Below are 26453 nucleotides of genomic sequence, written 5' to 3'. Positions count from 1 at the left end.
ACTGAGCGAAAACCCCCTGCGAAAGCGCGAACAGCATCGCCGCGGCAGGAATAGCCGCGAGCCGGACCCGCGGCCTTCCGCCTGTTGTTTCGGTCATCATTGTTTTCTTCCCCCGGTGAAACTGGCAGCGCCTGTTCGTTCTGAGTGCTGCCGCCTTTGGTACAACTTCTCCTCCTGGTGACACGGGTTGACGGGTGGCGGCCCGCCTTATCTCCTTGCATTCACCGCGTTTTGCAGGGCTTGTAGTACGCCTGCCTGGCGCAGCATCGCGGACGACATGGGTGCCGTCTGCAGCGAGAGCTGCAACTGGTTGGCGACTTGCTGGTTGTTGCCTGCAATCTGCAGCAGTTGTGCAATCGCGCCGGCCTGTTGCGCGTTGCCCGGTGCAATGGTTTGCGAAGCGATGCCGGCAGGCGTCTGCAGCGCGACGGTCACGCCGCCGTTGCCGAACGAGATGCCCGCCTTGACGTTGCCCGCGGTGTTCGATGCCGCCGCGCTCTGCGCATTCGTGCCGCCCGCCAGCAGTTGCGGATTGTTGTTGAAGTCGATCGTCGCCGTGTTGAATCCGGCGTTGCGATCGCCCGCCACCTGCGTGACCTGCGATACGCCGTTGACCGCGATGTGCTGTCCGCCGTCCGCCCGCGCATTCGGGTCTGCGCCCGGATTGCCGTGGCCGTCGGCGACGTGCGCGAGCGTATTGACGTGGGCCGTCAGCGCGTTCGCGGCATCGCGTGCAACGGAAAGGGAGCCTTGCGCGAGCGCATTCGCGCCGTTCGGCAACTGCCATTGCGAAAGTACGTTCAAAACGAAACCGGAGATCATTTGTCCGCCCGCGCCTTTTCCGGTCTGCTGGGCGAGCACGTCATCCCCGACGCTTTGCCACTGGATCGCCGCCGGCGCCACGTCGCGGAACGTCGAGACGTCCTGCGCGTGGGCGCCCGTTGCGAGGCCGCAAGTCGTGGCAATCACTGTCGCTAGACACGCGCGGCCGGGCTGTGAGAGGGAGTGCTTCATGGGTGGTCAGAACAGGTCTGCCTTGATCAAGCCGTATTCGACAAAAGGAGTCGCTGCCGTGCCGCTATTGAGCGCACGCTCGCGCAGCCGCAAGGCCAGCGACTCGTTGTCCTGCAACAGCGGGGAATCCTCCCTGAACGGTTTCCCGACGACTGCGAACACGAGCCCATTCCATGTCTTCGCGAAATCCTCCTCGAGCAGGATCCGGTTGCCGAGTGCGGGGTCCGCGATGAAGATGCGACCGTCCTGCGCGTGCTTGACGATCACGAAATGCTCATAGCCGTCGAGGTTCATCAGAACCATGACGGGAATCTGGAGGTGATACAGCGCGTCCGTGTTCACCCGGAACCCGCGGCCCCGCAGCCCGATCGTCTCGACGAACTTCTTCATGTCGAGCATCGAGAAGCCGTTCTTGACCACGACCTCCGGCGTCGAGAAAACCATCATCCGGCGGATCAGATCCGTCTCGGGGATGTCGATCCCGTAGCCGTACTTGAGGAGGGTCGCGAGCGCCGCCGCACCGCAGCTGTAGTCGAACTGCTGGCTGACGATATGGCGGTAACGCAGGTCCCTCATCGAGTGCACCGATTTAGTAAGCGGAATACCTGCGAGGGTAGACGTGTCGATGGTCGCCTGTGCGTGCACTTGCGCACACAATCCGCAAGTTGCGAGCACGGCGATGGATACGGCGCGTCGTAACGCCGGCAACGGGTCGAACCCGGACATGCTGGTCTCCTGCCAGATTGTGCCGGCGGCTGTATCGGCCGCCGGCACATCCCGTATGGCTGCTTCTGTTACCGCTGCCTCGTTTAGCGGCTGGTGTTCATCGAGGCGATGGCGAGGCCGTTGTGCTGCACGTTGCCCGCGCCGCCCGCGATGTTCACGCCGATGTTGCCTGTCGCGTGGCTGAGGGCGCCGGCGCCGAGCGACGCCGTGCCTTCGAACGATCCGCGGAAGTCCACGCCCGCCGATTGCGACGAGTCGTCCGTTGCCACCATTGCCGCGCTGCCGTGGTTGCGCGAGACCGTCGACGTCGAAGCAGCCATGCTGTTGTTCTGCACGTTGCTGATGCCCGACGCGACGTTCACGCCGACGTTGCCCGATGCGTACTGCAGCGAGCCGTCGCCGACCGACGCGTTGACATTGAAGTTGTTGATCTTCGCCTTGCCGCCCGAGCTTTGCGTGTTGAACACCTGGGCGTTGCCGAACACGTTGCCGGCATCGACGGAAGCGAGCGCCGCGTCGTTGCTTTGCGCGTTGTTCACGCCTTCGGCGATGTTGACGCCGATGTTGCCGCTCACGTTCGTCGCCGCGTTGGCGCCCGTCGTCGCCGTCAGCGTGCCCGCCTTCTGCGTGTTGATGTGCTGGGTGACCGAGCCGTACACCTCGACATCCGTCTTCGAGACCGACGAGCTGAAGCCCCACTGCGCGGACATGCTGTCATGCGTCTTCGACTTTTCGACGTCATAGCCGCTCGACTGCTCGCCATAGGCGACGTAGCCGGAGCCCTGCTTGGCCTGGTAGCCCCACACCTTGCCCTGACCGGAAGCTTCGACTGCGGCGAAGCCGCCCGACACGTGCTCGCTGTTGCTGTAGCTCGACTCCTTGTAGCCCGCCGACAGGCCGCCTTGCACGCTGGCATAGCCGGAGCCCTTCCACGGCGTGTTGTGCGACGCGTACTCGTAGCTGCCGCTCGCATGACCGCCTGCCGAGATGTGTCCGCCGGAATTCTGGCTCTCATGGCTGAAGCCGCCTTCGATGGCCGCGGCCTGGGCGCTGAACTCGAAGCCGCCGCCCTTGACCGAGCTGCTCTGCTCGCCGTACTTGTAGCCCGCCGAGGCCTGATAGCCCTGCGCGCTATACGATTCGGACGAGTGCGAGGTCGACAGCGAAGCCCAGGCCTTGCCGCCGCCGTCGATCGACTTGTAGCTGTTGTCGATCCGCGTCGTCACGGAACCGGACGTGTACGACTGGGCGTTCGGGCTGATCGACGCGTTGCCGTAGGCGTGCTGCGTGTTGTTGACGACGGCGCCCGCGGTGCTGGAGACGCCGACGCAGCCGAACAGCGTGACGAACCCTTCGATACCGACGGCTTCACCGACCAGCGTCGCATTGAAGATGAACGGGTTCTTCAGCGGGCTCGCGAAGACGCTCGACGAGGCGGCTGCGAGGACAGCGGCTGCAATGAGAGTGCGCTTCATGGTTTCGCTCCGATACTAGTTGTGGTCAGTTAGAAAAGAGTGCCCGCCGGGGGACGGAGCACAAAACTGTTCGCCGTGGCATTACCGGCTCCGGCAGTCTGGTTGATCTGCACGATTCCGTTGACGTTCCTGAAGGCGTCGCCGGAAATGCCGGCCTCGCGGACCTGCTGAACTGCGACCGCTCGGCCTTGACCGCCGTTGTTCGCGGCCGTCGCGGATAGCACGCCATCCGAGACGGTCTCGACCCCAGGCGCCGCAGTGCCGAGCTGCACGCTGTTGCGCTGGAGATTCCCTGCGCCCGCAGACTGGTTCACCATCACCGCTCCGGACGAATTCGAAAATGCGTTGCCTTCGATCGACGCGCGCGCGCTCGGCACCCGGGCCCGCGCGGTGGCGCTCTGGACGCTCGCGTTGTCGTTCGCGGCGGCGTCGCCGTTGCTGATCGTCAGCTGGTTGGCCTGTGCGTTGTTCAGACCCGCCGCCTGGTTCACCGTGATCGCGCCCGTCGCTCCGACGGCGGCGCCCGTGGCGATGCTCGCGTCGCCGTTCACGCGGGCCTGTTGGGCGAACGCCGGTTGCGCGGCGGCGAGTGCCAGGGCCGCGAGCGGCAGAAGCGGCCGCAGCGGCAGGATCGGGCGGAGTAGCGGGTTCATTTGCCGAGTCCTCCGAGCGCGCCGCCGAGCGCCGTCGACAGTGGGGCGAGCGCACCCGTGACCGACGAAGAGAGGGTCCCGCCGACGCCCGGCGCAGGCTGGCCGATGCCGCCCGAGTTGAGCGCCACGTTGTTGTTCGTGGTGTTGCCCGTGAGAATGCGCGTGACGGCCTGCAGGCCTGCGCCGCCCGCGGCGTTCCGGTCGAGGCCCGTCGAGCCGTGCGCGTTGGTCAGGTCGGCGTCCGACGCGAGTTGCGCCATCGTTGGATCGAAGGTGGTGGCGGGAAATGTCGAGACACGCGCGCTGATGGGGTCCTGATCCCTCGGCACGGGCGCATAGGCAATACGCGGCGTGATTTCGCGCTGGACGACGATGTCGCCCGGGTTCGCGGCCTGCGCGAAGGCCGCGCCCGCGAAGCCGGCGGCGAACAGGCCGGCGAGAGCGGCGAGCGTTTTCGCGCGGCTCGTGCGGCTGCACAGCGTCCCCAATGAAGCGATCATTTTACGTATCCCCGACTTGACCTGTCTGGAGTGCGAAATAGTTCACACTGAGTTCGCACTGGTCTGCGTACCTGTTTCTTCGATGCGTTCGATGCTGTGCTGCCTTGCTACTTCCGCTGATAGTTCGCGACGTTGCCTTGCGCGGCGCGTGCGGCGTCGATGGGCACGGGCAGCGGCGAGGGCGGAGCGATTTCGTCCCACAGCGTCACCGATGAGCCGTGCATCAGCTGCGGCGTCGCGGCGACCATCACCATCCCCGCCGCGCCGCCGCGCTGACGCGACAGCATCTGGTCGTCGAGCGCGATGTCGTTGGTCGCTGCGCCGTCCGCGGGCACGTTCAGCACCTGCGCACCCGTCGTATCGGTATCAGCGGCGATCTCTGCGGTATCCGGAATTGCCGCGACGTTCGATGTTTCATCCGCGGCGGGATCGGTGGCCTGTTGCGCGGCCGACACAGTCTGTGAGGCAGCGCTCATGGATTCCTGGGCGATCGCGCCGGCGGGCAGCGCCGACAGGGCAAAGGCCATACACACGGCGACGCCGGCGGGCAGCAGCGGAATCGGGTTCGAGTCGATGCGGAAAACGAGTCGCATGATGTCTCTCCTTGATGCGGGAGATTTAGCGAAACATGTGCCATCGGTCGCAATCCATTGCTGCAATTGGACGGACTGAAATGGATCGGCCGAGGTGCGATCCAAATCGTACGAAAACGTTTCAGGTCTGAAACCTCAGCCTGAAAACACGCAAATTTCAAATGGATGCGTTAAGTGCAACGCGAGCGTAGTACGTTGATAAAAAAGTATGGTGAATGCGCTTCCATCGAATAAATGGTCTGTCAATGAGCCTGCTCATCAGTCGCAAATCCTTGCTGCACAAGGCTGGACGATTTAATTCGCATATTTGTTTTCGCCGGCACGCGCGTATAGTAAGCTCTCATCCAAGCACACGATTTTAAAAAGCCCAGTACTGGGCCGTTTCAATACACGCGCCGTTTTTCGGGGATCAGCTGTCCGTACGGAATGGAATGGCCGTTCGGTTTTCGCTGTTTGCGAATCCCGTGCGAATAGGCGTGCCTGAAAGCTAAATCCAGATCAGCACATGCCGTCATCCTTAACGTTCGTTGACGAGAGGATCTGAATAATGGAATCCGCCACGCGGCAACTGATTTACGTATCAAGAGATCCCAGCGCTGAGTTGAACACGCGTTTTCATGAGCGCGGGTGGCATGTCGAAGTCGTCGGCTCCGCTCGCGACGCGCGCCGCGCCGTGCGCTCGGGGATGGCGGCGGGCGGTCTGCTCGATCTGTCGAGCTGTTTCCAGCAGCACGAAATCGCGGCCTTCGAGTCGTGCCTGACCATGCCCAATGTGGGCTGGGTCGCCACCACGATGGCCGGCCAGCTGCAGGACGCCGCCTTGCGCCGGCTCGTGCGCGATTACTGTTTCGATTACGTCACCGTGCCTTATTCGGGCGACCGGATCGTCGATTCCGTCGGTCATGCCTATGGCATGGTTTCGCTCGGCGAGCCCGCGTCGAACGACGCGTCGCAAGGCGGCTCGGAAGGCGAGATGGTCGGCTCGTGCGACGCGATGCTCGCGCTGTTCCGCTCCATCCGCAAAGTGGCGATGACCGACGCGCCCGTCTTCATCTCGGGCGAATCGGGCACGGGCAAGGAACTCACGGCTGTCGCCATTCACGAGCGTTCATCGCGCCGCAACGCGCCGTTCATCCCGATCAACTGCGGCGCGATTCCGCCGCATCTGCTGCAATCGGAGCTGTTCGGCTACGAACGCGGTGCCTTCACGGGCGCCAACCAGCGCAAGATCGGCCGCGTCGAAGCGGCGAACGGCGGCACGCTGTTCCTCGATGAAATCGGCGACCTGCCGCTCGAAAGCCAGGCGAGCCTGCTGCGCTTCCTGCAGGAGCGCAAGGTCGAGCGGCTGGGCGGACACGGCTCGATTGAAGTGGACGTGCGGATCATCTCCGCGACGCACGTCGACATGAATACGGCGATGATCGAAGGGCGCTTCCGTTCGGACCTGTATCACCGTCTGTGCGTGCTGCAGATCGACGAGCCGCCGCTGCGCGCGCGCGGCAAGGACATCGAGCTGCTCGCGCGGCATATGCTCGAACGTTTCAGAAAAGATGCGAGCCGCCGGCTGCGCGGTTTTGCGCCCGATGCGATCGCGGCGCTCCACAACTACAGCTGGCCGGGCAACGTGCGCGAACTGATTAACCGCGTGCGCCGCGCGATCGTGATGTCGGAAGGACGGGCCATCACCGCGCGCGATCTCGAACTCGCCGAGTATGTCGAAATCGTGCCGGTGTCGCTGGCGCAGGCGCGCGAGGCGGCCGAGCGGCAGGCCATCGAACTGGCTTTGCTGCGTCATCGCGGGCGTCTCGGCGACGCGGCACAGGAACTCGGCATTTCGCGCGTGACGCTGTACCGATTGTTGTGTTCGCACGGAATGCGGCATATGGAAAGCGAGCCGCTCGCGCAACACGCGGAAATGCCGTCGACGATGCCGCATCTCTAGGCGCTTTGAGGCGCCGCGCGCCTCGATGGCGCGTGACTGTTCCGCTCAGGAAGCCCGGCCGGCTGGCCGGGCTTTTTCGTTTCAGCAGCGTGGCAGCGCGAGCGGTTCGAGTTCGGGCGCGAAGCGTTTTGCCCGTCCGTTCAGCGCGCTCACCCGCGTTCGTGCGGCTTGCTAGAATCGGGGTTTTCCCAAAAACGGTCCGCTGCGCTCGCGCGCCACGCCGAAGGAACCCGCATGAAACAGTACCTCGACCTCGTCCGCACGATCCTCGATACCGGCAGCTGGCAGGAGAACCGCACCGGCATTCGCACGATCAGCATGCCCGGGGCGATGTTGCGTTTCGACCTTCAGCAGGGTTTCCCGGCCGTGACGACGAAGAAGCTCGCGTTCAAGTCGGCGATCGGCGAACTGATCGGTTTTCTGCGCGCGTCGCGCAGCGCCGCCGATTTCCGCGCGCTCGGCTGCAAGGTCTGGGATGCGAACGCGAACGAAAACGCGCAGTGGCTCGCCAATCCGTATCGCCAGGGGCCGGACGACCTCGGCGACGTCTACGGCGTGCAGTGGCGGCAGTGGCCGGCGTACAAGGTGCTCGACGCGACGGCGAGCGCGCAGCTGGAAGACGCGGTCTCGCGCGGCTACGCGCCCGTCACGGAGTTCGAAGAGGGCGGCGTGCGCAAGGTGCTGCTGTACAAGGCGATCGACCAGCTTCGCCAGTGCCTCGACGCGATCATGAACAACCCGTCCGACCGGCGGATTTTGTTTCATGCCTGGAATCCGGCCGTGCTCGAGGAAATCGCGCTGCCTGCGTGCCATCTGCTGTACCAGTTCCTGCCGAACGCCGCGAAGCGCGAGATTTCGCTGTGCCTGTACATCCGCAGCAACGACGTCGGCCTCGGCACGCCGTTCAACCTGACGGAAGGGGCTGCACTGCTGCATCTCGTCGGTCGGCTGACGGGCTATACGCCGCGCTGGTTCACGTATTTCATCGGTGATGCGCACATTTTTCCGGAACCTAAAAAAGTACCAACCTACCACTGAGTCTACGTTTCAGCCGGTTTTTCTCTGGTACTTCTCTCAAAAGTACCATCTCTAGTTCTCGCTTTACTCCCTTTCTGAATTGACCCCAAAAACGCTACTCGTCTTTCAAAAATGAAAGACTGCTACTCGACACCGTTGGTTTTTTCGAGCGTCACCTGACCACCACGGTAAATCTTGAGGAGGGGTGAGGCGCGAAAAGACGGTAAATACTTAAAACATCACGCACCTGACTTTCTACCTGACCGACCGCATGACGTCGTAACATCGAGCGACCGCTTGCACTTGGGAGAAGACGAATGGGAAGAGTGCCCCATGGAGACCTCGAGAAGCTAAGGAGCCTCGCTGCAGCGCAGGTAGTCTGCGCGTGCGCGAACCACGCGAAGCGTGACGTTACCTTTGAACCGACTACGGCGACCGAGACGGAACGCTGGCACGTGAATGCGGGTGGGCGGGAATTCGAACTTCTTTTGCAAGGCCCAAAGTTCTACGACACCCGCTCCAAGCAAGGCGGCGGTGGAGCAATAGATTTAGTTATGCATTTATATAGTCTAAATTTCATGGAAGCTGTCGCGCTGTTGAAGGAGGCTGGATTTGAATGAGGCGTATGGCGCCACGTCGTTGGAGTGCCACGGCTTCGACGTTGTCACAGGCTCGACCGAGAGCATTCGCGGGTTCTCAAGCTCGCAAGCAAACGGCTTGGCCTTCGCGTGGATTTCCTCACCGATTTGAATTTTCCGTGGCAGCCATCTACTCTTGACACTCCCAGCACGTAGGCTGCTGTTGAGAGATTTGCCGTCGAATCTAGGTTAAGAGCTAAGTGAGGTATGAGATGCGTGCCAATTGCAGCGACTTCGCAGAGCTGGTTGCCGAGCAACTCGGCCATTCCAGCCAGGTGACGACGAAATCCTACCTTGCCGACGTGCCGGAAATCTCGAAAGCCCGCATGCGCGAAACCGTAATGGGAATTTGCGGCTCGATGTCGCGGGAGCTAGGCTGGGAACCGCGCCCGTGCCTAACGACACCCATGGCGCGTTGGATGGCAGAACCTTGGGACTATTCCGACGACATGCGCAGAGCTGCGCAGTCATCGATTGCTTCCAACCTCGTTCGCTGCTGGAGCGACTTGGACCGGACGACCCAACTGAGCGTCTTCCTTGCTGCTCGAGACTGCTGACGAGGACCGCCCGGACTGCGTCGGTTACAGATGCGGGCAGGATTGTCGCGCGAGTGCGACAAACGTCCCGGTCACTCCGACTCGAGACGATGCAATCGCCCAACTCCCGCTCGGGCAGATTGTGCCGGCATGATGCTCCGGCTAACAATTGGGGTCCGTTGATGGTCTTGTGCCGAGCCGCTTCCGTACGTTAGGCCGACACCAATGGAGGCGTTTCCGCCGTCGGCCGTTACTGGGATGGCCTTGCAAGTAGCTGTCAAAGCTGACAACCCAGCGGGGCATCGCGAGCCTTTTTAAAGCCAAGCGCCAAATTTTGGCCGAATCAGAGCGCCTTCTTCCGGGAAGGTGGCTTCTTGGCAAGTCGCTCACACATTTCGCCAAACCACCTCCTGACCAAGATTTGGTCGTCAAGAGACAGTCGTTCGAGCAACGACACCACTTCCTGAGCGGTGTCACTCGACCGCGAGGACCCGCGCTGTAGAAGCTCGGCCGCTGGCACCGACAACACTTCAGCCAGCTCATATAAGCGGGGCAACGACGGAAGAACGGTACCCCGTTCAAACCGGCTAATGGTCTCGATGGTTACTTGGAGTCGCTCGGCCAGGACTTCTTGTGTGTATCCCCGCTCGGCACGGATACGAGCAAGCGCAGCCCCAAGTTGACTCGCCAAGTTCTGTTCATTTTTCGATGTCACTACTCAACATTCTGTGTCGTTGGTCGACACATATAGTCTCCTCATCTGGAAATAAACGTAACGGCATGTTATGTTGATATAAGACATGTTGTGTCTGGTAGTTAACTTAACAGCTAGCGGCTGTGCCCCAATTATTCGGTTTGTGCAATGCTATTTACTGACAGCAGTTGGGAAGAGCCACATCCCATAAAGAAGAGGCTCATGCAGCCACTTCTTGCGTGGCGCTGCGTTGGATGGACGGACCTCACGCCCAACTTCTTCGTCGTAGCCTCCTCTCGCGGTGTGGACTGCGCGAGCGCGGATGGTTGGGTGGTGGACGGTGCCGAGGCGCTGATTCAACTGGTACTGCAACTTGGCGATGTCAGCTTTTCGGTTCACCTGTTGGCTCGCAATGAAGCTGACGCTTCCGTTACGCTCTGTCGAGTAAATGGATTGTGGCAGGAGGTTCAGGCTAAAGATGCTGACGTCGTGAAGTATTGGTATTCAGCTAACGACGGGGAGCCGAGACCGTGTTCGCCTGTAGCGTCCGGTAATCGTGTTAAGAGACCACGGTTGGTACGCGTGATGAGCTTTGAAAACAGGTGAGAGCTTTCAGCAAATTTGCGTATCGCTGAATCGGCGAAGACAGGTTTTAGTCTCACTCAGGTAAAGGAATGACCATGCCGCGTTCTACGCGCGCGACAAAGCCCGAAACGTCGCCCCAAAACGAGTGGGTTGAACATATCATCCATCGCGCTGCGATTGCGGCCATCCTATTTGACCCGAGAGTCGCCGAAACGCTGCTCGAAATTCCTGACGCGGCGCTTGGCCGCATGTTCAAGAATCATCTTTGCAAGGCCGTTGGCCAAGCTATGGTCTATGGCATCGACTTCCCTGCGCTTAGCGAGGAGGAAGATAGACTTCGCGAGCGTGTGAAACCTGAATCGGAACGGACGCCAGAGAAAAAGCCTTCCCCCAGGTACCGTGATGCCAACACGAAGCGTTATCCGCTTGTGCTCCAAGGGAAAGTGCTTCGGAAGCACGACTTCTGCATCTCGGCTGGCCTCACAGAAAAGAAGCTGGCTAAGCTTGTTGAATCGCAGAGACTATTCCCCGTCTTCTTCGGTCCCGAAGCCTACTACCCAGCGTTTTTTCTCTCGACCACGATTTTTCGCGACGACTTCAGAAGGGTCATACGTGCTCTTGGCAAAACCAATTCCTGGACAATGTTCGACTTTTTCACGACGCCAATTGCGTCCTTGAACGGTGCTACGCCGCTTCAGAGGCTATCGGCTGGAGATGTCGGGCCGGTAGTCGAGGACGCTAAAAGCTTCGTGGAGCAATCCGCTAGGCTGTTTCCTACGGAACAAGACCTGAGTTCATAAGTATGTTGGCTATGAAAGCGCTCTTGACGTTCTCGCTCAACAACTACGCACTTCTGGTCATGATTGCAGCTAATGCCGTGCTTACTTTTGCCGTGCTGCGCATCAGTAGGAGATACGTGAATGAAGGAGTCTTGTTCCGACGGTTACCAACTCACGAGAGCGACCACCCAGCAGTGAAAGTCACCGAAGGAGATATGCGCTTGGACAACCATATCGACCTCGACATTGCGCTCCGCAAGCTACATCAAATCGGCTTGGACGACGGGGATTTGGGGTATGCCTACTGGCATGAAATCGGAAAGCCGCTGAAACAAGCGGCTGGCATGCAGTCGCGGATAGATGAGCTCAGCAAAGAATTACAACGATGTCGCGCGAGGCTCGGCGAAGCAGATTGATACGAAAGAGGCCCTAGACCCGCGGTGACAGCAACCGTCATGGAGCAAAGAATGATGGACCGACGTGTGCCAGATAATTTCCCTAGGGAGCCGGAATTAGGTTCCGTAGCCGGGGTTCAACCAAAACTTCTCGTTCTCGAGGTTGACGGGCGTTATCAAAGAGGTCTCTCGGAGGAGAAACTGTGGGTGCGCTATGACGCGTGTGAGGACCTTGCTGCCCAACTCACTGAGTACGCATCGCGAAAGATTTCGAGCTCTGGCATGTCCCGGGACACGGCGTTGAGCAGAGTCGAGAAAGGCGTGAGATTGAAGGTCGACTCGGGCGAGTGGGACCTTTCGCAAGCCGAGATGGCTTGGGTTATGAAGCGTACGCAGGAGTTGCTGCTAGAGAACACCGGTGAGATACCAGACAAATCGACACCGTAAGCGGGTCGCTCGACCAGAAGTCGATGCTGTGTCCATCGCTGACGCAGCGAAACTGCTATTCGTTTCTCGCCTGCATGTTGTGAAGCTGCTTGAGCAAGGAAAACTCAAGCTTCGGCGCAAAAGTGGGAACGACCTATTCATCACAAAGCTGTCCGTGCTGGCATATCAGGCGCAACAGCGAGCCGCTGCAAGAGCCTACCAAGCTTCGTCAGGTGACGACGAATAAGCCGAATACAGTGGACATAGCTGCCTCAGGTCAGAGTCAGCGAACGCGAGCCTGAGTACCAACCGCGCGCTCAGCAACTTCGGAACACGCTTGGAAGCGAAACTGAAATGAACGAACAATCGCGTATCGAAGAGCTGCTATCAAGGGCGTCAGACAGCCCATCCGAAGACTTTAGTCGAGGCTGGCAGATGAGGAAATCCCCAAACTGCGGAATCATTTCCTCCGGACCTACGACAGGCAAGTGGTGTGTCTTTGTTGCGTCATCCGATGTCGACTCGGCATGGAGCAAAATTAAAGGCGCCGTCGAAGATGACAAGCTCCTGTTCGCCAAGGTATCTACGGCTCTGCGCAGCATAGGACGCGATGGTCACGTGATTTGCGTTTACACGCGAGATTGGACAGACCAATCGGAACTCATGCGTGTGCGTAAAGTCCTGCGGTCGCTCGGCTTTGTGGAAGAACTCGGTTACAAGCGAGACGTCGATACCCTGAACAGGATTTACGGCCCTGGTGAGTGGTATATGCGTGCGTAGGCTGCGGTCGCGTTTAGATGGCGAGCGGATTTGACCAATCGGAAGTCGGAGAAGCTGGAGAAAGCTGCCCACCACTTGCGAGAAGCGGACGGCCTCCTATTCATCGGGGGCGCGGGTGTTCGCCTGCCTTGCGGCCCATCAACTCATTGTGCGTACTCTCGGTGCCTCCGCGTCGTCCGTATGGCTTGATACTCTGCACCTGGCCCGCTGAGGGACGCGAACCAGATGTCCATCATAATGATTCGATGCTCTCACTTGGTCACATCGGCGAGCTTACGCAGAGCAGGCAAGAGCTCTTCCGGGTCTGGCCGCGTCGTATAGTCGGGGTTCACCTCCGCGTAGACGATGCTGCCGTCTTGCCCGATGACGTAACGTGCCGGCATCGGCAGCGTCCAGGTTTGGTCCCCGTTGACAATTCCCAAGTCATTCTTGAACACGTTCTTGTAGAGGTCGACCAAGTAATCCGGCAGTGAGAATCGCAGTCCGAACGCGGCGGCGACTTCATTGCCCGGGTCAGAAAGAATCGGAAACTCGAGTTTGTTTTCACGGGCCGACCGACGGCTATTCGGTGTCGTCTGTGGGGAGATTGCAACGAGGTTGGCGCCGAGTTCACGGATGGTAGGCTGAGCTTCCTGTAGCGCCTGCAGCTCCATGTTGCAGTACGGGCACCACACTCCACGATAGAAGCTGATGACCAGCGGCCCCTTCGTGAGAATCTCGGTAGAGGAAACCTCGTTCCCATCGGCGTCCCGCAAATTGAATGTCGGCGCGACGTCATCGACTTTTTTCGCGTTGTTCGCGGCGCCAGTCTCGATGAGTTCGTTCGTTGCGCGGCGCATGGGCTCGTGAATCCATCCCGGAGCACTATAGGGCGGGCCGCCAGCTTCGAAGTTCTTCTTGAACGCGGCTAATTTAGCTTGCAGACTCATCTGATTTCTCCTGAAGGCAATACCTCGGAATGAGGCGCAAGAGAAAGATAGAATCTTGCCGTTTGGAATGGTAGAGGCGCGGATACAATAACGGTTATTCCATCGAGGAATGAAATGGACCGATTTCGCGCAATGGAGACCTTTGTTCGGGTCATAGACACAGGGTCTTTCTCATCTGCTGCCCGACAACTGGGCGTGGGCCAGCCGGCCATCTCGAAGGTGGTGGCGCAACTTGAAGAGTGGCTGAAAGTAAGCCTCCTGAGTCGCTCGACTCATGGGCTCACTCCTACTGAAGCCGGCCAGCGCTTTTACGAGCGCGCGCGAGCGGCGATAGCCGAAGCGAATGAAGCCGAACTCGCAGCGCGAGGTGCGGGTGTGGGCCTCTCAGGCGTGCTTCGTGTGTCGGCAACGACAACCTTCTCGAGAATCCACGTCGTGCCTCATCTGCCGAAATTTCTCGACAAGCACCCAGACCTATCAATCGACCTAGTCATGGACGACAGGGTCATCGACCTGGTCGCTGAGGGTATCGACGTTTCACTTCGAATCATGACCTCGCTGCCTGATTCGTCCGTTGTTGCTCGCAAGCTCGCGAGTGGCAGTCTTCTCGTGCTTGGTACGCCAGCCTATTTCGACCGCGTCGGGATGCCGCAAGCTCCCATTGACCTCGAACAGCATGAGGCGATTATCTATAGCCAACTGCCGTCTGCCTGGACGTTCACGCGCGACGGTGCGGAGGCGTCTGTGAGCATGCGAGGACGTGCGAGATTGAGTGCAGCCGAAGGCATACGTGAAGCTGTTCTTTCGGGTCTCGGGCTAACTGTTGCATCGAACTGGATGTTCACGCCAGAACTGGCCAGCGGCGCTGTTATATCCGTGTTACCCGAATGGAGCTTGCCCGCTGTGGATGCGTACGCTGTATTTCCAACGGGCAGGATGGCCACTGCTAAGGCGCGAACATTCGCCAGCTTCGTTGAGACGCTACTAAACTGACGTGCTTCACGCGGCGGCTCGTCCGGTATCTCAAGGCTATCCCACAGTACCGGCTGTCCCGCCACTGCTGCCGTTGATGTCCGACCAATCATGCGGCTGCACCACGGAACGGGCAGCACTATGTATACCGCGCAACAGGGGTGATGATTTCGCAACAAAGGAGTGCGTCAGCAGAGCTCTCGGCTCGCAGGGGAGATTTGTTTGCAAAAAATTCGGCGGATGAGGGATAAGCGGCGAGACGATGAAATTCGCAGTAGTTTGCTGCATCACAGGGAAGCAGAACCTCGATTCTTGCTTCCCTGCCAATTGTCACCGGCTTCCGCGAGGTGTCGCATTGCCGCGCCCGCCGCCGGACGGATTTCCAGTCGTACTCGGCCAATTACCACCTGAGGGGTTTCCCTCCGACCAGCCGCTGCTCCCTCTCGACTGTTCAGCCGTCAGAAAATGAAGCCCGTGTTGACGAACTTCGAATGATGATTCTTGACCATCGCATCAAGCAAAGCCTTGTTACCGTCCGTTTCCTTTGTGGCGACCATCGAGCGAATCGAGAATGCGCGCAGTGCATCGGTTACTGACAGAGTACCCTCCGCAGAATCCTTGCGGCCGGCAAACGGAAAGATGTCGGGTCCACGCTGGCATTGACAGTTGATGTTGACTCTGCAAACCTGATTGACCAACGGGTCAACGAGCGCACCCAACTGCGCGGCATCGTTGCCGAAAATGCTGACCTGCTGACCGTGGTCCGAAGTGATGACATACTCAAGCGCGGTTTCGACGTCGTCGAACGGCATGACAGGGACGAGCGGCCCAAACTGCTCCTCTCGATAGAGCATCATCCCTTCCTGGACCGGGTACACCACGGCCGGGTAGAAAAGCGTCTTGCAGAAGACGCCTCCACCTTCGTTTACGACGCGAGCACCTTTGGCTTTTGCGTCGTCAATCGCCTGGGTCATGTACGCTGTGCGATGCATGCCCGGCAGCGGTGTAATCGACACACCCTGTTCCCACGGCATCCCGACCTTGAGATTCTCAAGCGCGGCAGTAAAGCGTTCGAGAAACTCATCTGCGATTGACCGATGCACCATCAGCATCTTGAGCGCAGTGCATCGTTGACCGTTGAACGACAGCGCCCCGAGCAGGCATTCCTTCACAGCCAGGTTGATGTCGGCGTCTGGAAGCACTATCGCGGCGTTTTTGGCATCCAGACCAAGAACGGCGCGCAGCCGGTGTGATTTCGGATGCTGCTTCTTCAGGTAGTCGGCGACCTTGCTCGACCCAATGAGTGCCAGCACATTAATCTTTCCGGAAGCAAGCATGTGCGGAACCACTATGGCGCCCGGCGCGTAAATCGTGTTGATAACGCCCTTCGGGAACGCGGTGCGGAATGCCTCGACGAGCGGGTAAAACAGTAACGTTCCGTACTGCGGCGGTTTGAATACCACAGTATTGCCCATCAACAATGCCGGAATGAGCGTGGCGAACGTCTCGTTCAGCGGATAGTTGTATGGTCCCATGCAAAGCACGACGCCGAGAGGAGCACGGCGAATCTGACCGATGGTGCCTTCGACAATGGTAAAGCGGGAGTTGCTGTTGTCCAGCTCTTTCAAAGCCGAGATGGTGTCCTGCATGTAGGTGATGGTACGGTCAAATTCCTTCTGTGAGTCAGCGAGGCTCTTGCCGATTTCCCACATGATTAGCTTCACAATCTCCTGACGCTTCGCCGCCATGAGACGAATGAACTCTTGCATGCAGCCGATACGCTGCGCCACCGTCATAGTTGGCCACAAGCCACGGCCATGGTCATACGCCTGAACAGCGGCATCGAGCGCGGCATCACTTTCCGTCTCACCCATAACCGGATAACTGCCAATGACGACCTGTTCGATTTCGCCGGAATCCTGTCGAACACAGACCGGGGATAACACGGTCTTGCAGGCTCCGTCCCACGTTTTCAGCTCGCCGTCGACGAGAGAGACGCGTTGATGAATTGGCGCGTCCAGACGGGCGGCATCGGGAATATCGTCGAGGCCGGGGAAGCGCACCTGCAGTTTTCCGAAGTCAGCATTTTCCAAGTGTTGCTCCACGGTTCGTAAATGACGGTGTGTCCTGTTGGCGCAACGCGCCGCTTAGACGCGAGCGACACCACCGCGTTGAAGATGTGCCAACGTTGGCGAGGACGGGCTATAGAAGCGGCGCGTTACTGCAGCGCGCCGACGTACCCGCTGCCGCAGTGCGATTAGTACAAGCCTTTTCAGGTTGGAGCCGTTGTGCCACTACGCGCCAGTAATCGCCAGTTTCTACCGGATTTAATCCAGCACATGAGCACCTTGATATGGCTGGAATTTGTCTTCCCATCTCCCAGGTTGTTCAGCACGTCGTATGTATGCCGGACGATGCCCGTCTGTTTAACGACGGTGACAGTTTGCGCCGTGACAGAAATGGTCATATAACGCTTCTTTCCCGCTATATTTTCGAGCAGGTCGTGCTTTGTCCAGACACGACCATCCGAGTGGGAATAGGTCAGGTCGTCATGCGTCAGCGCAACCAGAGCATCTCCGTCACCGTCGACGAGAGCACGCCGTAATTCCTCAACGGCACCTGCCAAGTCGGCTGCATTTGTGTCGTCAGAATTCGCGGCAAGCGCTTTCGAAGCAAAGCCCACCACGGCGATGCCTGCTCCCACCGCAATCAGGGCATCTCGTCGCTTACAGCCGAGCTTTCTTTGGTCCATCGCCTTATCTCCTGTCCGTCGGTGAATGCAACGAGCCAGCTATCTGGGTGTCTTTCGCCGGGCTCGATACAGCAGAGCGATGCTCTTCAACCCTTCTTGCACAGTCCGCGGCCAACCAGATTTGGACAAATTCCGCAGCATCCAGAGAAGCGCCACCCACGAGGGCTCCGTCAATATCGGGCTGCCTAAACAGGTCCACTGCCGTTGAGGCCTTCACACTGCCACCATAAAGTATGCGTACCCCCGAGAGGCCCCTGACTCGTTCCCGAAGCGATGCGCGGATACACGCGTGAACCTCCTGTGCTTCGGCACCACTCGCCGACTTGCCTGTACCAATCGCCCACAACGGTTCGTATGCTATGACCAGATTCTCCGGCGAGGCATCGACCAGCAAATCGAGAATCTCAATGACCTGTGTAGTGACGACCGTCTCTGTTCGGCCGGCTTCTCGCTCCTCAAGAGTTTCTCCGACGCAGACAATGGGAATGAGGCCATGGTCTGTGGCTCGCGCTGCCTTTGCTGCAATCAACGAGGATGACTCGGCGTGATGCGACCGTCTCTCAGAGTGCCCGATAATTGCGTAACCACATCCGAAGTCGGCTGCCATCGCCGCGCTTACCTCGCCTGTGAAGGCGCCCGTCGACTGAGCCGAGATGTCCTGGACGCCCAGACCTACAGTGGAAGCGTGCAACGCCGCTTCCGCTTGAGCAAGATATGGAAACGGCACGCAGACAGCAGCACTGACGCGAGTGTTCGCCGGAAGATTGGCAGCCAGAAAACTCAAACGGGCTTCGTTTTCGACCTTGCGACCGTGCATTTTCCAGTTGCCAACAACAAGCATGGATTGAGGCTGAAGCTGTGTTTCCAAGATTTCACCTGTCAGGTCACAGGGCCGCCAGACATTGCCAGTCGCGCCCGAAATTTTCCGTGTGTCTTTGCTGAAATCGATGTACGCGTTGCGAATTGGCGAACTAATGGCTACCGTCTTTTCACGTATCTCAACAATTTTCATGATTAGGCATCCTTAGGATATGTCGCCACACTCGCAATAAAATCTTGAAAGAGCTAGCTGTGAACTATTGCCTGCGCAAAAACCTAAAGAGAAGCACCGCCACACATGACAATCTGCTGTCCTGTTATCGAACTGGCCCCTTCGCTCAACAGGAAACTCGTCAGGGCTGCGACTTCCTCGGGCGCGATAAATCGTCCAATCGGAGGTAGTTTCGGTGGTGTTGCGGCTCGCGCCGGGTCACGAAGAAACGGAGTGTCCGTCGCCCCAGGGGCCACAACATTTACGGTGATGCCTCTCGGAGCTAGCTCTGCTGCCCAGGACCTCGACAGGCCAACTAATGCCGACTTTGTGGCGGCATATTGGCTACGAGTCGCCGCGCCGTTGGCCGTCCGGCTACCGACAAGCACAATTCTGCCGCCCGCCCGCATCGTGGGTACTAGGCGGTCGGCGAGGAACTCCGCCGATTCGACGTGCAGGCGCCACATCGCGGCTCCGTCTTCGTGCGAGAGCTGGCCGAGCGGCGCAGTCCGCATGAAGCCGGCTGCATGTACCACTGCATCCACTGGTTCGAGTTCATCGCAGACATGTCCAAGCGCCTCGAAGTCAGTAACATCAACCCGGACAACCTTGAGCAACTTGTTCGTCGCTGCAAACTCTGAGCGACACAGCCCCGTAACCCGCCAGCCATCGGAGAGCAGGCGGTCGACAATTGCTCGTCCAATTCCTGAAGATACGCCCGTGACCACTGCATGACGCAAGCCTGGCTTTGACTGCTCCGATGTATCCACGATGTCTCCGACTGCTATTGGACCTGCGAAGACCCGTTAGCTGTAGTGGCGGCCTCTACGCTTGCCGTCCGGACAGTAATCCTTTCCTGCGCTTCAAAAGGCTCAAGTTGTTCCTGCTGGGCGCCATCGTCCGTGACAAGTGTCCAGGCGCGCTCGAGGGGAGCCCAGTGCTGCTGGCTGGCGTGTCCCAGCTTGTCCGCTGTGACAAGCACGAATACATCAGCTGCCTGGCGCATCACGCACTCCTTCAGGTACGACTGGTCGGCGCTCGCTTCGCACAAACCAAGCTCGGCCACTACACCGTCAGCGCCCAGAAAGGCCTTGTCGACGCTCAGGCGATTCAGGGCGATTTGCGCGAGCGGACCAAGCGTGCTCATGCTCGTCGACCTGACATCACCGCCGATGACCGTCACCTGAACGCCTGAAGACACGAGCCCGCTCACGACCAGCAGATTATTGGTGACAACGTGTACCAACGTCCGCCCTGAGAGGAGCCGGGCGAGCGCCGCAGTGGTCGTGCCGCCGTCCAGGAATATCGTGTCGCCGTCTTCGATGAACGTGCTTGCCAGTTGTGCTATGGCCTCTTTCTGCTCTCGTGAGCTGATTCGCCTTTCTTCAAGCGATGGCTCAGGCTCATGGGAACCGACCGCCGCGGCCCCGCCATAAGTCCGAAGAACCCGGTTGTCGCGCGCTAGGGCACGCAAGTCCCGGCGAACCGTTGCTTCCGACATGCCGAAGTGCTCGCACAGCGTTGCAACGTCTGTCATCCCGCCGAGTACCGCCTGCAGCATCGCCTCGCGGCGTCTGGTCACTTTCATGTGCGTAAATTCTTGGTCCAGTAGCGTTCGCGCCTTTTTCCGCGCGTCCAGGACACCAAGTTTATCCAATTGCCGCACTGACCGACCATTTGTCGGCGTCAGAGTCATCGCCCGCGCACCCACGATTCGTCAACGCACACGTATTTGATTTTCTGCCGGAACCACGTGAACGCCACATGCAACAGGCCATCAGCTGACTGCACGATGGACGGATAGGAATATTCCCGATTACGCTGGTCGGCCGAGTTGTTCGTCATGCAGTAGCCGTCACCGATTTCCAGATTGCGACGCCGGTTCCATGTTTTCCCGTCGTCCTCGGAAATCGCCAGAGACATCGGTGAACGCGGTGCGCCCCAGAAAGCTGAACCGCGCGCGGAGGCCTGCTGGTCACGCAGTTCCCCGCTGTCTTCCGAATCCTCGATGTCATCGTAGAGCGATGCGCGACGCTCTTTGCTATGCGAAGCGTCGCTTTCGTTGAATACCATCGCGAGATGGCCGTTCTTCAACACCGTGAACTGAATCGACGAATTGTTGTTCGGGACGTCGGTCGCCTGCGGCGCGCTCCACTCACGACCATCCGTCGAGCGACTCGAATAAACGAAGTCGGCCCAGCGACTGCGGTAGAGAGCGAGCAGCGAACCATCCTTGAGAACATGGACGTTCATATGCACGCAGCCGACGCTATCCGGGACCTCGTGCTGTGTCCACGTTGCGCCTTTGTCGTCCGACACCATGACCGCGCTGATGTCATTGTTGCCAACCCAGCGTTCGCCCGCTTCGGTCCGGCACAGGAACACCGGACAAATCCATGCTCCGCCTTGCAGAACGATAATCGGTTGACGAACAAACGTCCCCGGCCGGTCGAACAGCGTCTCGACGGCTCCCCACGTTTTTCCGTTGTCCGTCGAAATCCGTCGACGAACGATTGCGGTGTTCTGGTGACCGGACAGCTGCGCGGTGTAAATCAGCCAGAGCTGACCGTTCGGCGCCGTGAAAAGTACGGGGTTTTGCTCTGAGCGTGTCGGGTCGTCCGAGAGTTTCTCGGGTGCGGACCATTCGCCGGCTCCCGCCGCGAGGCGTGACATGTAGATGGAGACGTCAGGAATGCCTTCCTGGGTTCCACCAAACCAGACACACAACAGGTCGCCGTTCTGGAGCACGTGCAGATTTGCGGCATGGTTCTGGACGCAAGAGGTGGGAAGGAAAGCCTCTTTCCGTTCGGCATCTGCGTAGGCGGTGCGGACGCAGTTATCCGAGGTGGCGCCCGCCGCTTCAACGAAGTTCGTGTTCATGAAAATCTCTCTCTCTCTGATGGTTGGACAGGTCAGTGGGACTCGCGGTGAGTCAGTCCCTTGTCCTGAAGGTCCGAACCCGTGCCATGGAACAGCAGCTTGCTCACGACGAGGACAATCGCGGGGGTGACGAGCGCGATGTACATGTTGTCGATACCGAACGGGTTGCCGAGCAGGTACCACACCGTGGTTGCTAGTGTGGCGATGACGAGGCCCGAGACCGCCCCGCGCTTGCCACTGAAGAACGGGACATAGATGCCAATCAGCGCAATGACGGAAACGGAGAGGCGCAGCGCGCGGGTGAAGAAGGACAGCGCGAGAATCTGCGGCACGAACAGGACGAAAACAAGCGGAAGAAAGCCGACCACCAGAGAAATCCAGCGTGTCATCCGCAGTTCGACCTCCGGAGTCGGGTTGAACCGAGGCACGTAGAAATCTTTCACAACCAGCGAGGCGATGGCCAGAGCGACCGTGCAGACGCTCACAAAGATGGAGGCCACGAGTGATGTCGTGACGACACCTGCAAGGATGGGGTTCATGTGCTGCAGGAACACCGGCAGTGCATACAGGCTTTTGATGCCCGGATACAGGTACTTCGCCGACACCCCGATGAAGCCCAGCGCCAGGCCAATCGGTACGCACAGGAATGCTGCAATCAACGACGAAGCCCGCGCAGCCTCAGCGCTCTTGGTAGCCGAGATAGCCTGGATGATGAACTGCGTCGAAAAAATTGCACCGGCCGTACCGATAATCCACGCGCCAATCGTACCGCCAGACAGGGCACCCGACCACGTGAAGAAATGCTGGGGCATGCTTGCCGCCATCGGCTTGATTCCGCCCGTGAGCTTCCAGGCCATCCAGACAAGGATGCCAATTCCGATGAGCTTAACGGCACTGTGAACAATGGTCAGGTAGGCGACGCTTTTCAGACCGCCCCAGACGAAGTAGATGGTACTCACGATTGCGGTGATGAAGGCTGCTGTCGGCAGGTCGATTCGCATGACCGTCGAAATTGCCGCAGCCCCACTCACGTAGTTGCCCACGTTCACGAGGAACAGGGCGTAAATCATGATGGCAGACACGACAAGCTTGGCACCCTTTCCGTATTTCTTGGCGATGAAGCCGGAGATGGTGAACTCGCCCGATGCATAGAGTCGTTTGGCCATGAAAAGGCCAAAGAAGAGAAATCCGATTGCTGCCGCCACTACTGACCATGCAGCGGCCATCCCTGCGGTAAACGCTTCTTGCGACGTACCGACGGTCGACTTTGCGCCGATAAATTCGGACATCAGCAGGATGGCGACAACCACAGCAGGCATCGAACGCCCGGCCACCATGAACTGTTCAGAATTTTTACTGCGCAGGCGAATGCTGAGCAGACTGGTAACGATGATATAGGCTACGACCATCCCAATGATGATGGCAGTGTCCCAATAACTGAAGGTGGCCATGACGTTGTCTCCTGATGACCTTCGGTTGATGCGCGTTGAGCTGCATTAAGGTGCGTCGAGCTACCCGGCATGTGCCTGCCGGTATCGCTCGTTACTCAGTTGGTTGTTGCTAGCCCGAATGCTTAAGCGGCGTTCGTGGCAGTCGACGGTTCGTTGTGACGCGTCGCAAGGTCCAGTGCCTGCCGGAACGCCTCGAGCATGCTGCGTTCATCGGCGATGCCTTTGCCCGCGATGTCGAACGCCGTACCGTGGTCTACCGAAGTACGGATGACGGGTAAGCCGACAGTAACGTTCACTCCGGCTTCAAGACCCATAACCTTCACCGGACCGTGACCCTGGTCGTGATACATCGCGACCACAACATCGAAGTCGCCCCGGCCTGCGCGGAAGAACAGCGTATCGGCCGGCAGTGGGCCTTCAACATCCCATCCGCGCTCCTGAAGGAGCTTGACGGCGGGAACAATCTTTTCTTCCTCTTCCCCATAACCGAAGAGTCCGTTCTCGCCGGCATGCGGATTGATTCCGCAGACGCCGATACATGGATTGGCGATGCCGGCACGAACCAGCGTGTCATGGGCGCGTTCGATGGTGCGCTGAACGAGGCCCGGTTCAATCTTGCGAATCGCGTCGATAATACCGATATGGGTGGTGACGTGAATCACGCGCAGGTTGGGTGCCACCAGCATCATCGACACCTCTTCGATGCCCGTCAGATGCGCGAGCATTTCGGTGTGTCCGGGGAAAATATGGCCGCCAGCGTGCAACGCTTCCTTGTTGAGCGGTGCGGTGCAGATGGCGTCGAGCTCCCCGGCGGTCGTCAGTTCCACCGTACGGGCGATGTACTGATACGCAGCATCTCCTGCGATGGCGGAAAGCTTTCCATAGGGCAGGTCTTCAGGAATCAGCTTGAGGTCAATGCAATCGACTACGCCCTGGCGGAATTCGCCGTCGGCAGGCTTGCTGATGGTGCGAACTTCGAGACTGACACCGGCCCTGCGGCCCGCATCGCGCAAACGCGCTGCGTCGCCAATGACAACCGGCCGGCACTGGTCGTATACCGAGGCGTGCGCAAGGCTCTTCATGATGATTTCGGGACCAACGCCGGCGGCATCGCCCATGGTGATGCCAATAACGGGACGATAAGTCATAGCTTCCTCTTCGCTTGGTTGACGCGGCGCTTGCGCGTCCGCTGGCTGCATGGCAACGAGTCGCTGCCACGCGCGATACAGTGTCTCGGGCTGGCCAAAGCCGCCCGCCTTGGTTACGACGGGCAGAGTACGTCCGCCTTGTGTGGCCGCAAGTAACGGAACACCGCGTTCAATTTCTTCGATGACCTGGAGTGAGTCGATGCCCATTGTCGAAAGCAGCGCGCGGGCCGTCTCGCCTCCCGTTGCAATCAGGCCACCAGCATTTTTGGCGGCAGGCGCGAGTACCTCTGCGAGGCGTCGCGCGAGCAACGCACTGTCGCTGACGGGAATGCGTTCAGACTGGTTAAGCGCAACGACTGCGTGACGTCCATTTCTCAGCGTCTCAGTGACGCCAGCCGCGAGCGCAAGGGCCGTAGAACTGACCGTGTTGAGCAATGATTGCGCGTTGGCTTCATAAAAATCGACAGCATCGTGAGCATTCGACCGCAGTGTCGCGACCTGTTGATGCGAGACGCTGGACATGCTCCCGACGACGGCGAGGACACCACCGCGAATCGACAGCTCTTTCATCGAAGACTGGCTGGTTGCACACCCACCGATGGACGGTTGCGAAGCGGATTCAGCCAATACTTTGACCAACGGCGATGCGAGTCCGGCAGAGCCCACCCAGAACATGCCGCTCAGCGTGGCCGACGCAGCAGCCAGGGTTGTGAGGTCCTGGTCCGTTTCACTGTCGCAAACCACAGCCTGGAACTGCTCTCGCTGGCAGTCGACGAGTTTCGGAAGCAGCGTGGCCACGCCAGCGCGCACCGTATCCAATGTCACATGAGCGACGCGCAGACCCGCCTGTGTCAGCATCGCGCACAGGTTGGCAGTTCCTGTGATGTGTTCGTTCTTCCAGACTTCAGATGCTTCAACGGGTACGCCGAAAATGAGCTGTTGTCCGTTGCGTGTCGTCCGGCCAGCTTGAGGAAACGCTGGCGCAACTATGGCCATTCCTGCGACGGGTACGAGGGCGGCGACTTCTGCCGCGACGTTCCCGCGCAAGGTCGAGTCAATCTTCTTGTAGACGCGACGTCCTTCTGCAAAGACACGCCATGCCTGAACATTTGCCAGCATGGCTTCTGCAGGCTCGTGCCGGCGCGTGTCGGTATCGACGGCCATCACATCGACGTCACCCGCTGCATTGGTTGACCCGGTGCCAAGCGTGACGACGCTGCGAAGTCCATGATGGGTGCAGGTGACGGCGCAGTCAGCGGTGCCGGACAGGTCGTCACCGATGATGAGAAGCCGCGCGTCGCCGCGGATGGGGGCGTTCATGGCAGAAGACGGCTGTAAATAGCCTTGATGTCGTCGAGACTCAAAGGCTTGGGATTGTTGCCGAGCAGCCGCTTCACCTTGGAGGCTGCAACAGCGAGCGCGTCAAGATGGTCTACCGATACGCCGAAAACGCGCAGGTCCTGAGGGATGGCAATGGCTGCGGTCCATTCGTGAATGCGTGCGAGCAACTTGTCTGCCGCTGACTCGTCGCTGTCGTCGTGCTGGGCAATATCGAGGGCACGTGCGACATTGGCGAGGCGGTCGACGATTGCGTCCAGGTTGAAGGCCATGACGTGCGGCAGCAGCATGGAATTAGCGACGCCGTGCGTGATGTTGAACATGCCACCGAGCGGATAGGCCAGGGCATGCACAGCGGCAGTACCTGCTGCCGTCAGGGCCAGGCCGCCGTACATAGAGCCGAGCAGCATCGCTTCGCGGGCCTTGAGTGACTGCCCGTTTTCGTAAGCTTCAACGAGGTTTGCGCCAATCAACCGCATTGATTCCATCGCGAACATGTCGCTGATGGGATTCGCCTTGGTCGAGATGTACGATTCGAGCGAGTGGATAAAAGCATCCATACCTGTCGCCGCCGTAATCGACTTCGGCAGGTTGAGTGTCAGGGTCGCGTCCAGGATGATGAGTTGCGGCAGCAGGTGGCGGCTTACGATGCCAACCTTCAGCTCTTCATCGGGCAGCGTAACGATGGCGTTCGGGGTGACTTCTGAACCCGTACCCGCCGTCGTCGGCACCAGTACGAGCGGAACGCCGGGTGCCGGAATGAGGTCAATGCCCAGCCATTCGCGCAACGGTTGCTGGTTAGTGAGCCGGACAGCGAAAAGCTTTGCGGCGTCCAGCACGCTGCCCCCGCCAATGGAGAGCACGGCGTCGGGCGCGAACGGCTCAATCTGTTCGCGATAGACCGACTCGACATTTTCGATTGTCGGTTCCGGTTGCACGTCCCGGACAATCAGCGCTTCGATGTCTTTCGCCTTCAAGGCTGCGACGACACGACCCACCACGCCGTTTTCCTCCATGACCGGCTGCGTGATGAATGCAATGCGGCGGACCGGACGGTCAAGCAGGGCAAGCTTTTCCGGCAGGTGGTCCAGGCTGTTCGGCCCATGCACAATGTGCTTGACGCCCTGGAAGTGGTAAGTGGTGTTCATCTCAGCTCTCTATATCTTGTGAATCTGTGAATCGGTCAGTCAATTCAGGCCG

At 59.4% G+C, this 26453-nt stretch carries 22 protein-coding genes and 1 pseudogene; 6 read left to right on the top strand and 17 right to left on the bottom strand.

Annotated elements, in window-relative coordinates; all coding sequences use genetic code 11:
* Positions 1-207: 207 nt before the first annotated feature.
* From G3N95_RS31855 to G3N95_RS31830, 6 genes are all read right to left on the bottom strand, one after another.
* The gene (locus G3N95_RS31855; protein ID WP_205974059.1) at positions 208-1014 is read right to left on the bottom strand and encodes a peptidase C39; all 807 of its coding nucleotides are present in this window, start codon (positions 1012-1014) and stop codon (positions 208-210) included.
* Positions 1015-1020: 6 nt separating this feature from the next.
* Positions 1021-1740 (bottom strand): C39 family peptidase, encoded by a 720-nt coding sequence (locus tag G3N95_RS31850; RefSeq protein WP_205974058.1) that lies wholly within the window; start codon positions 1738-1740, stop codon positions 1021-1023.
* An 83-nt stretch (positions 1741-1823) separates the two neighbouring features.
* Positions 1824-3215, bottom strand: a complete 1392-nt coding sequence (locus tag G3N95_RS31845) for a hypothetical protein (protein ID WP_205974057.1) — start codon at positions 3213-3215, stop codon at positions 1824-1826.
* 29 nt (positions 3216-3244) lie between these two features.
* Positions 3245-3868: a hypothetical protein gene (locus G3N95_RS31840; protein WP_205974056.1), complete on the bottom strand. Its 624-nt coding sequence runs from the start codon at positions 3866-3868 to the stop codon at positions 3245-3247.
* Positions 3865-4368: a hypothetical protein gene (locus G3N95_RS31835; protein ID WP_205974055.1), complete on the bottom strand. Its 504-nt coding sequence runs from the start codon at positions 4366-4368 to the stop codon at positions 3865-3867. Before G3N95_RS31835 ends, G3N95_RS31840 begins: the two co-directional genes overlap by 4 nt.
* Positions 4369-4475: 107 nt before the next feature.
* The gene (locus G3N95_RS31830; RefSeq protein WP_205974054.1) at positions 4476-4961 is read right to left on the bottom strand and encodes a hypothetical protein; all 486 of its coding nucleotides are present in this window, start codon (positions 4959-4961) and stop codon (positions 4476-4478) included.
* Between the two features lie 547 nt (positions 4962-5508).
* On the opposite strand from G3N95_RS31830, the gene G3N95_RS31825 reads away from it, so the two are divergent.
* Positions 5509-6903 (top strand): sigma-54 dependent transcriptional regulator, encoded by a 1395-nt coding sequence (locus tag G3N95_RS31825; protein WP_205974053.1) that lies wholly within the window; start codon positions 5509-5511, stop codon positions 6901-6903.
* Between the two features lie 234 nt (positions 6904-7137).
* A pseudogene (locus tag G3N95_RS31820) lies at positions 7138-7908 on the top strand (thymidylate synthase); the annotation flags it as partial.
* Between the two features lie 1529 nt (positions 7909-9437).
* Here the strand turns inward: G3N95_RS31820 and G3N95_RS31815 are convergent.
* Positions 9438-9809: a helix-turn-helix transcriptional regulator gene (locus G3N95_RS31815; RefSeq protein ID WP_205974052.1), complete on the bottom strand. Its 372-nt coding sequence runs from the start codon at positions 9807-9809 to the stop codon at positions 9438-9440.
* A 659-nt stretch (positions 9810-10468) separates the two neighbouring features.
* Here G3N95_RS31815 and G3N95_RS31810 point away from each other — a divergent pair.
* From G3N95_RS31810 to G3N95_RS31800, 3 genes are all read left to right on the top strand, one after another.
* Positions 10469-11173 (top strand): hypothetical protein, encoded by a 705-nt coding sequence (locus G3N95_RS31810; RefSeq protein ID WP_205974051.1) that lies wholly within the window; start codon positions 10469-10471, stop codon positions 11171-11173.
* Between the two features lie 11 nt (positions 11174-11184).
* Entirely contained in the window at positions 11185-11568 is a 384-nt protein-coding gene (locus G3N95_RS40730; protein ID WP_241019062.1) for a hypothetical protein, read from the top strand.
* 759 nt (positions 11569-12327) lie between these two features.
* Entirely contained in the window at positions 12328-12753 is a 426-nt protein-coding gene (locus G3N95_RS31800) for a putative phosphothreonine lyase domain-containg protein (RefSeq protein ID WP_205974050.1), read from the top strand.
* Between the two features lie 251 nt (positions 12754-13004).
* On the opposite strand, the gene G3N95_RS31795 is transcribed toward G3N95_RS31800, so the two are convergent.
* A complete protein-coding gene (locus tag G3N95_RS31795) occupies positions 13005-13682 on the bottom strand; it encodes a peroxiredoxin-like family protein (protein ID WP_205974049.1) in 678 nt (225 codons plus the stop codon).
* 114 nt (positions 13683-13796) lie between these two features.
* Between G3N95_RS31795 and G3N95_RS31790 the strand changes: the two genes are divergently transcribed.
* Entirely contained in the window at positions 13797-14675 is an 879-nt protein-coding gene (locus G3N95_RS31790) for a LysR family transcriptional regulator (RefSeq protein WP_205974048.1), read from the top strand.
* Between the two features lie 437 nt (positions 14676-15112).
* Here G3N95_RS31790 and G3N95_RS31785 read toward each other — a convergent pair whose 3' ends face one another.
* From G3N95_RS31785 to G3N95_RS31745, 9 genes are all read right to left on the bottom strand, one after another.
* Complete coding sequence (locus G3N95_RS31785; protein ID WP_205974047.1) at positions 15113-16747, bottom strand: NADP-dependent glyceraldehyde-3-phosphate dehydrogenase; 1635 nt, start codon at positions 16745-16747, stop codon at positions 15113-15115.
* Positions 16748-16926: 179 nt separating this feature from the next.
* On the bottom strand, positions 16927-17406 hold the full coding sequence (locus G3N95_RS31780; RefSeq protein WP_205974046.1) for a nuclear transport factor 2 family protein: 480 nt from the start codon (positions 17404-17406) through the stop codon (positions 16927-16929).
* A gap of 4 nt (positions 17407-17410) precedes the next feature.
* Positions 17411-18418: a triose-phosphate isomerase gene (gene tpiA, locus G3N95_RS31775; RefSeq protein WP_241019061.1), complete on the bottom strand. Its 1008-nt coding sequence runs from the start codon at positions 18416-18418 to the stop codon at positions 17411-17413.
* An 83-nt stretch (positions 18419-18501) separates the two neighbouring features.
* Positions 18502-19206, bottom strand: coding sequence for an SDR family oxidoreductase (locus G3N95_RS31770; RefSeq protein WP_205974045.1), 705 nt, complete (start codon positions 19204-19206; stop codon positions 18502-18504).
* Positions 19207-19220: 14 nt separating this feature from the next.
* Positions 19221-20024, bottom strand: a complete 804-nt coding sequence (locus G3N95_RS31765) for a DeoR/GlpR family DNA-binding transcription regulator (protein ID WP_205974044.1) — start codon at positions 20022-20024, stop codon at positions 19221-19223.
* Positions 20025-20128: 104 nt separating this feature from the next.
* A complete protein-coding gene (locus tag G3N95_RS31760; protein ID WP_205974043.1) occupies positions 20129-21316 on the bottom strand; it encodes a sialidase family protein in 1188 nt (395 codons plus the stop codon).
* Positions 21317-21348: 32 nt separating this feature from the next.
* On the bottom strand, positions 21349-22767 hold the full coding sequence (locus G3N95_RS31755) for a sodium:solute symporter family protein (RefSeq protein WP_205974042.1): 1419 nt from the start codon (positions 22765-22767) through the stop codon (positions 21349-21351).
* Between the two features lie 122 nt (positions 22768-22889).
* The gene (gene pdxA / locus G3N95_RS31750) at positions 22890-25235 is read right to left on the bottom strand and encodes a 4-hydroxythreonine-4-phosphate dehydrogenase PdxA (RefSeq protein WP_205974041.1); all 2346 of its coding nucleotides are present in this window, start codon (positions 25233-25235) and stop codon (positions 22890-22892) included.
* Positions 25232-26401: an iron-containing alcohol dehydrogenase gene (locus G3N95_RS31745; RefSeq protein WP_205974040.1), complete on the bottom strand. Its 1170-nt coding sequence runs from the start codon at positions 26399-26401 to the stop codon at positions 25232-25234. The genes pdxA and G3N95_RS31745 overlap by 4 nt, the downstream gene beginning before the upstream one ends.
* Positions 26402-26453 lie beyond the last annotated feature (52 nt).

The organism is Paraburkholderia sp. Tr-20389 (assembly GCF_017104565.1).
In the GTDB taxonomy this organism is placed as follows: domain Bacteria; phylum Pseudomonadota; class Gammaproteobacteria; order Burkholderiales; family Burkholderiaceae; genus Paraburkholderia.
Note: the sequence above shows the minus strand (reverse complement) of the source record. Positions and strands in the feature narration are given on the sequence as shown.

Excerpts from the sequence above, each read along its gene's own strand:
- G3N95_RS31845 (WP_205974057.1), bottom strand. The coding sequence starts at position 3,215 with ATGAAGCGCACTCTCATTGCAGCCGCTGTCCTCGCAGCCGCCTCGTCG.
- G3N95_RS31790 (WP_205974048.1), top strand. The coding sequence starts at position 13,797 with ATGGACCGATTTCGCGCAATGGAGACCTTTGTTCGGGTCATAGACACA.
- G3N95_RS31745 (WP_205974040.1), bottom strand. The coding sequence starts at position 26,401 with ATGAACACCACTTACCACTTCCAGGGCGTCAAGCACATTGTGCATGGG.
- G3N95_RS31840 (WP_205974056.1), bottom strand. The coding sequence starts at position 3,868 with ATGAACCCGCTACTCCGCCCGATCCTGCCGCTGCGGCCGCTTCTGCCG.
- G3N95_RS31855 (WP_205974059.1), bottom strand. The coding sequence starts at position 1,014 with ATGAAGCACTCCCTCTCACAGCCCGGCCGCGCGTGTCTAGCGACAGTG.
- tpiA (WP_241019061.1), bottom strand. The coding sequence starts at position 18,418 with ATGAAAATTGTTGAGATACGTGAAAAGACGGTAGCCATTAGTTCGCCA.
- G3N95_RS31825 (WP_205974053.1), top strand. The coding sequence starts at position 5,509 with ATGGAATCCGCCACGCGGCAACTGATTTACGTATCAAGAGATCCCAGC.
- G3N95_RS31755 (WP_205974042.1), bottom strand. The coding sequence starts at position 22,767 with ATGGCCACCTTCAGTTATTGGGACACTGCCATCATCATTGGGATGGTC.
- G3N95_RS40730 (WP_241019062.1), top strand. The coding sequence starts at position 11,185 with ATGAAAGCGCTCTTGACGTTCTCGCTCAACAACTACGCACTTCTGGTC.
- G3N95_RS31810 (WP_205974051.1), top strand. The coding sequence starts at position 10,469 with ATGCCGCGTTCTACGCGCGCGACAAAGCCCGAAACGTCGCCCCAAAAC.
- G3N95_RS31800 (WP_205974050.1), top strand. The coding sequence starts at position 12,328 with ATGAACGAACAATCGCGTATCGAAGAGCTGCTATCAAGGGCGTCAGAC.
- G3N95_RS31835 (WP_205974055.1), bottom strand. The coding sequence starts at position 4,368 with ATGATCGCTTCATTGGGGACGCTGTGCAGCCGCACGAGCCGCGCGAAA.
- G3N95_RS31780 (WP_205974046.1), bottom strand. The coding sequence starts at position 17,406 with ATGGACCAAAGAAAGCTCGGCTGTAAGCGACGAGATGCCCTGATTGCG.
- G3N95_RS31850 (WP_205974058.1), bottom strand. The coding sequence starts at position 1,740 with ATGTCCGGGTTCGACCCGTTGCCGGCGTTACGACGCGCCGTATCCATC.
- G3N95_RS31760 (WP_205974043.1), bottom strand. The coding sequence starts at position 21,316 with ATGAACACGAACTTCGTTGAAGCGGCGGGCGCCACCTCGGATAACTGC.
- pdxA (WP_205974041.1), bottom strand. The coding sequence starts at position 25,235 with ATGAACGCCCCCATCCGCGGCGACGCGCGGCTTCTCATCATCGGTGAC.
- G3N95_RS31795 (WP_205974049.1), bottom strand. The coding sequence starts at position 13,682 with ATGAGTCTGCAAGCTAAATTAGCCGCGTTCAAGAAGAACTTCGAAGCT.
- G3N95_RS31830 (WP_205974054.1), bottom strand. The coding sequence starts at position 4,961 with ATGCGACTCGTTTTCCGCATCGACTCGAACCCGATTCCGCTGCTGCCC.
- G3N95_RS31765 (WP_205974044.1), bottom strand. The coding sequence starts at position 20,024 with ATGAAAGTGACCAGACGCCGCGAGGCGATGCTGCAGGCGGTACTCGGC.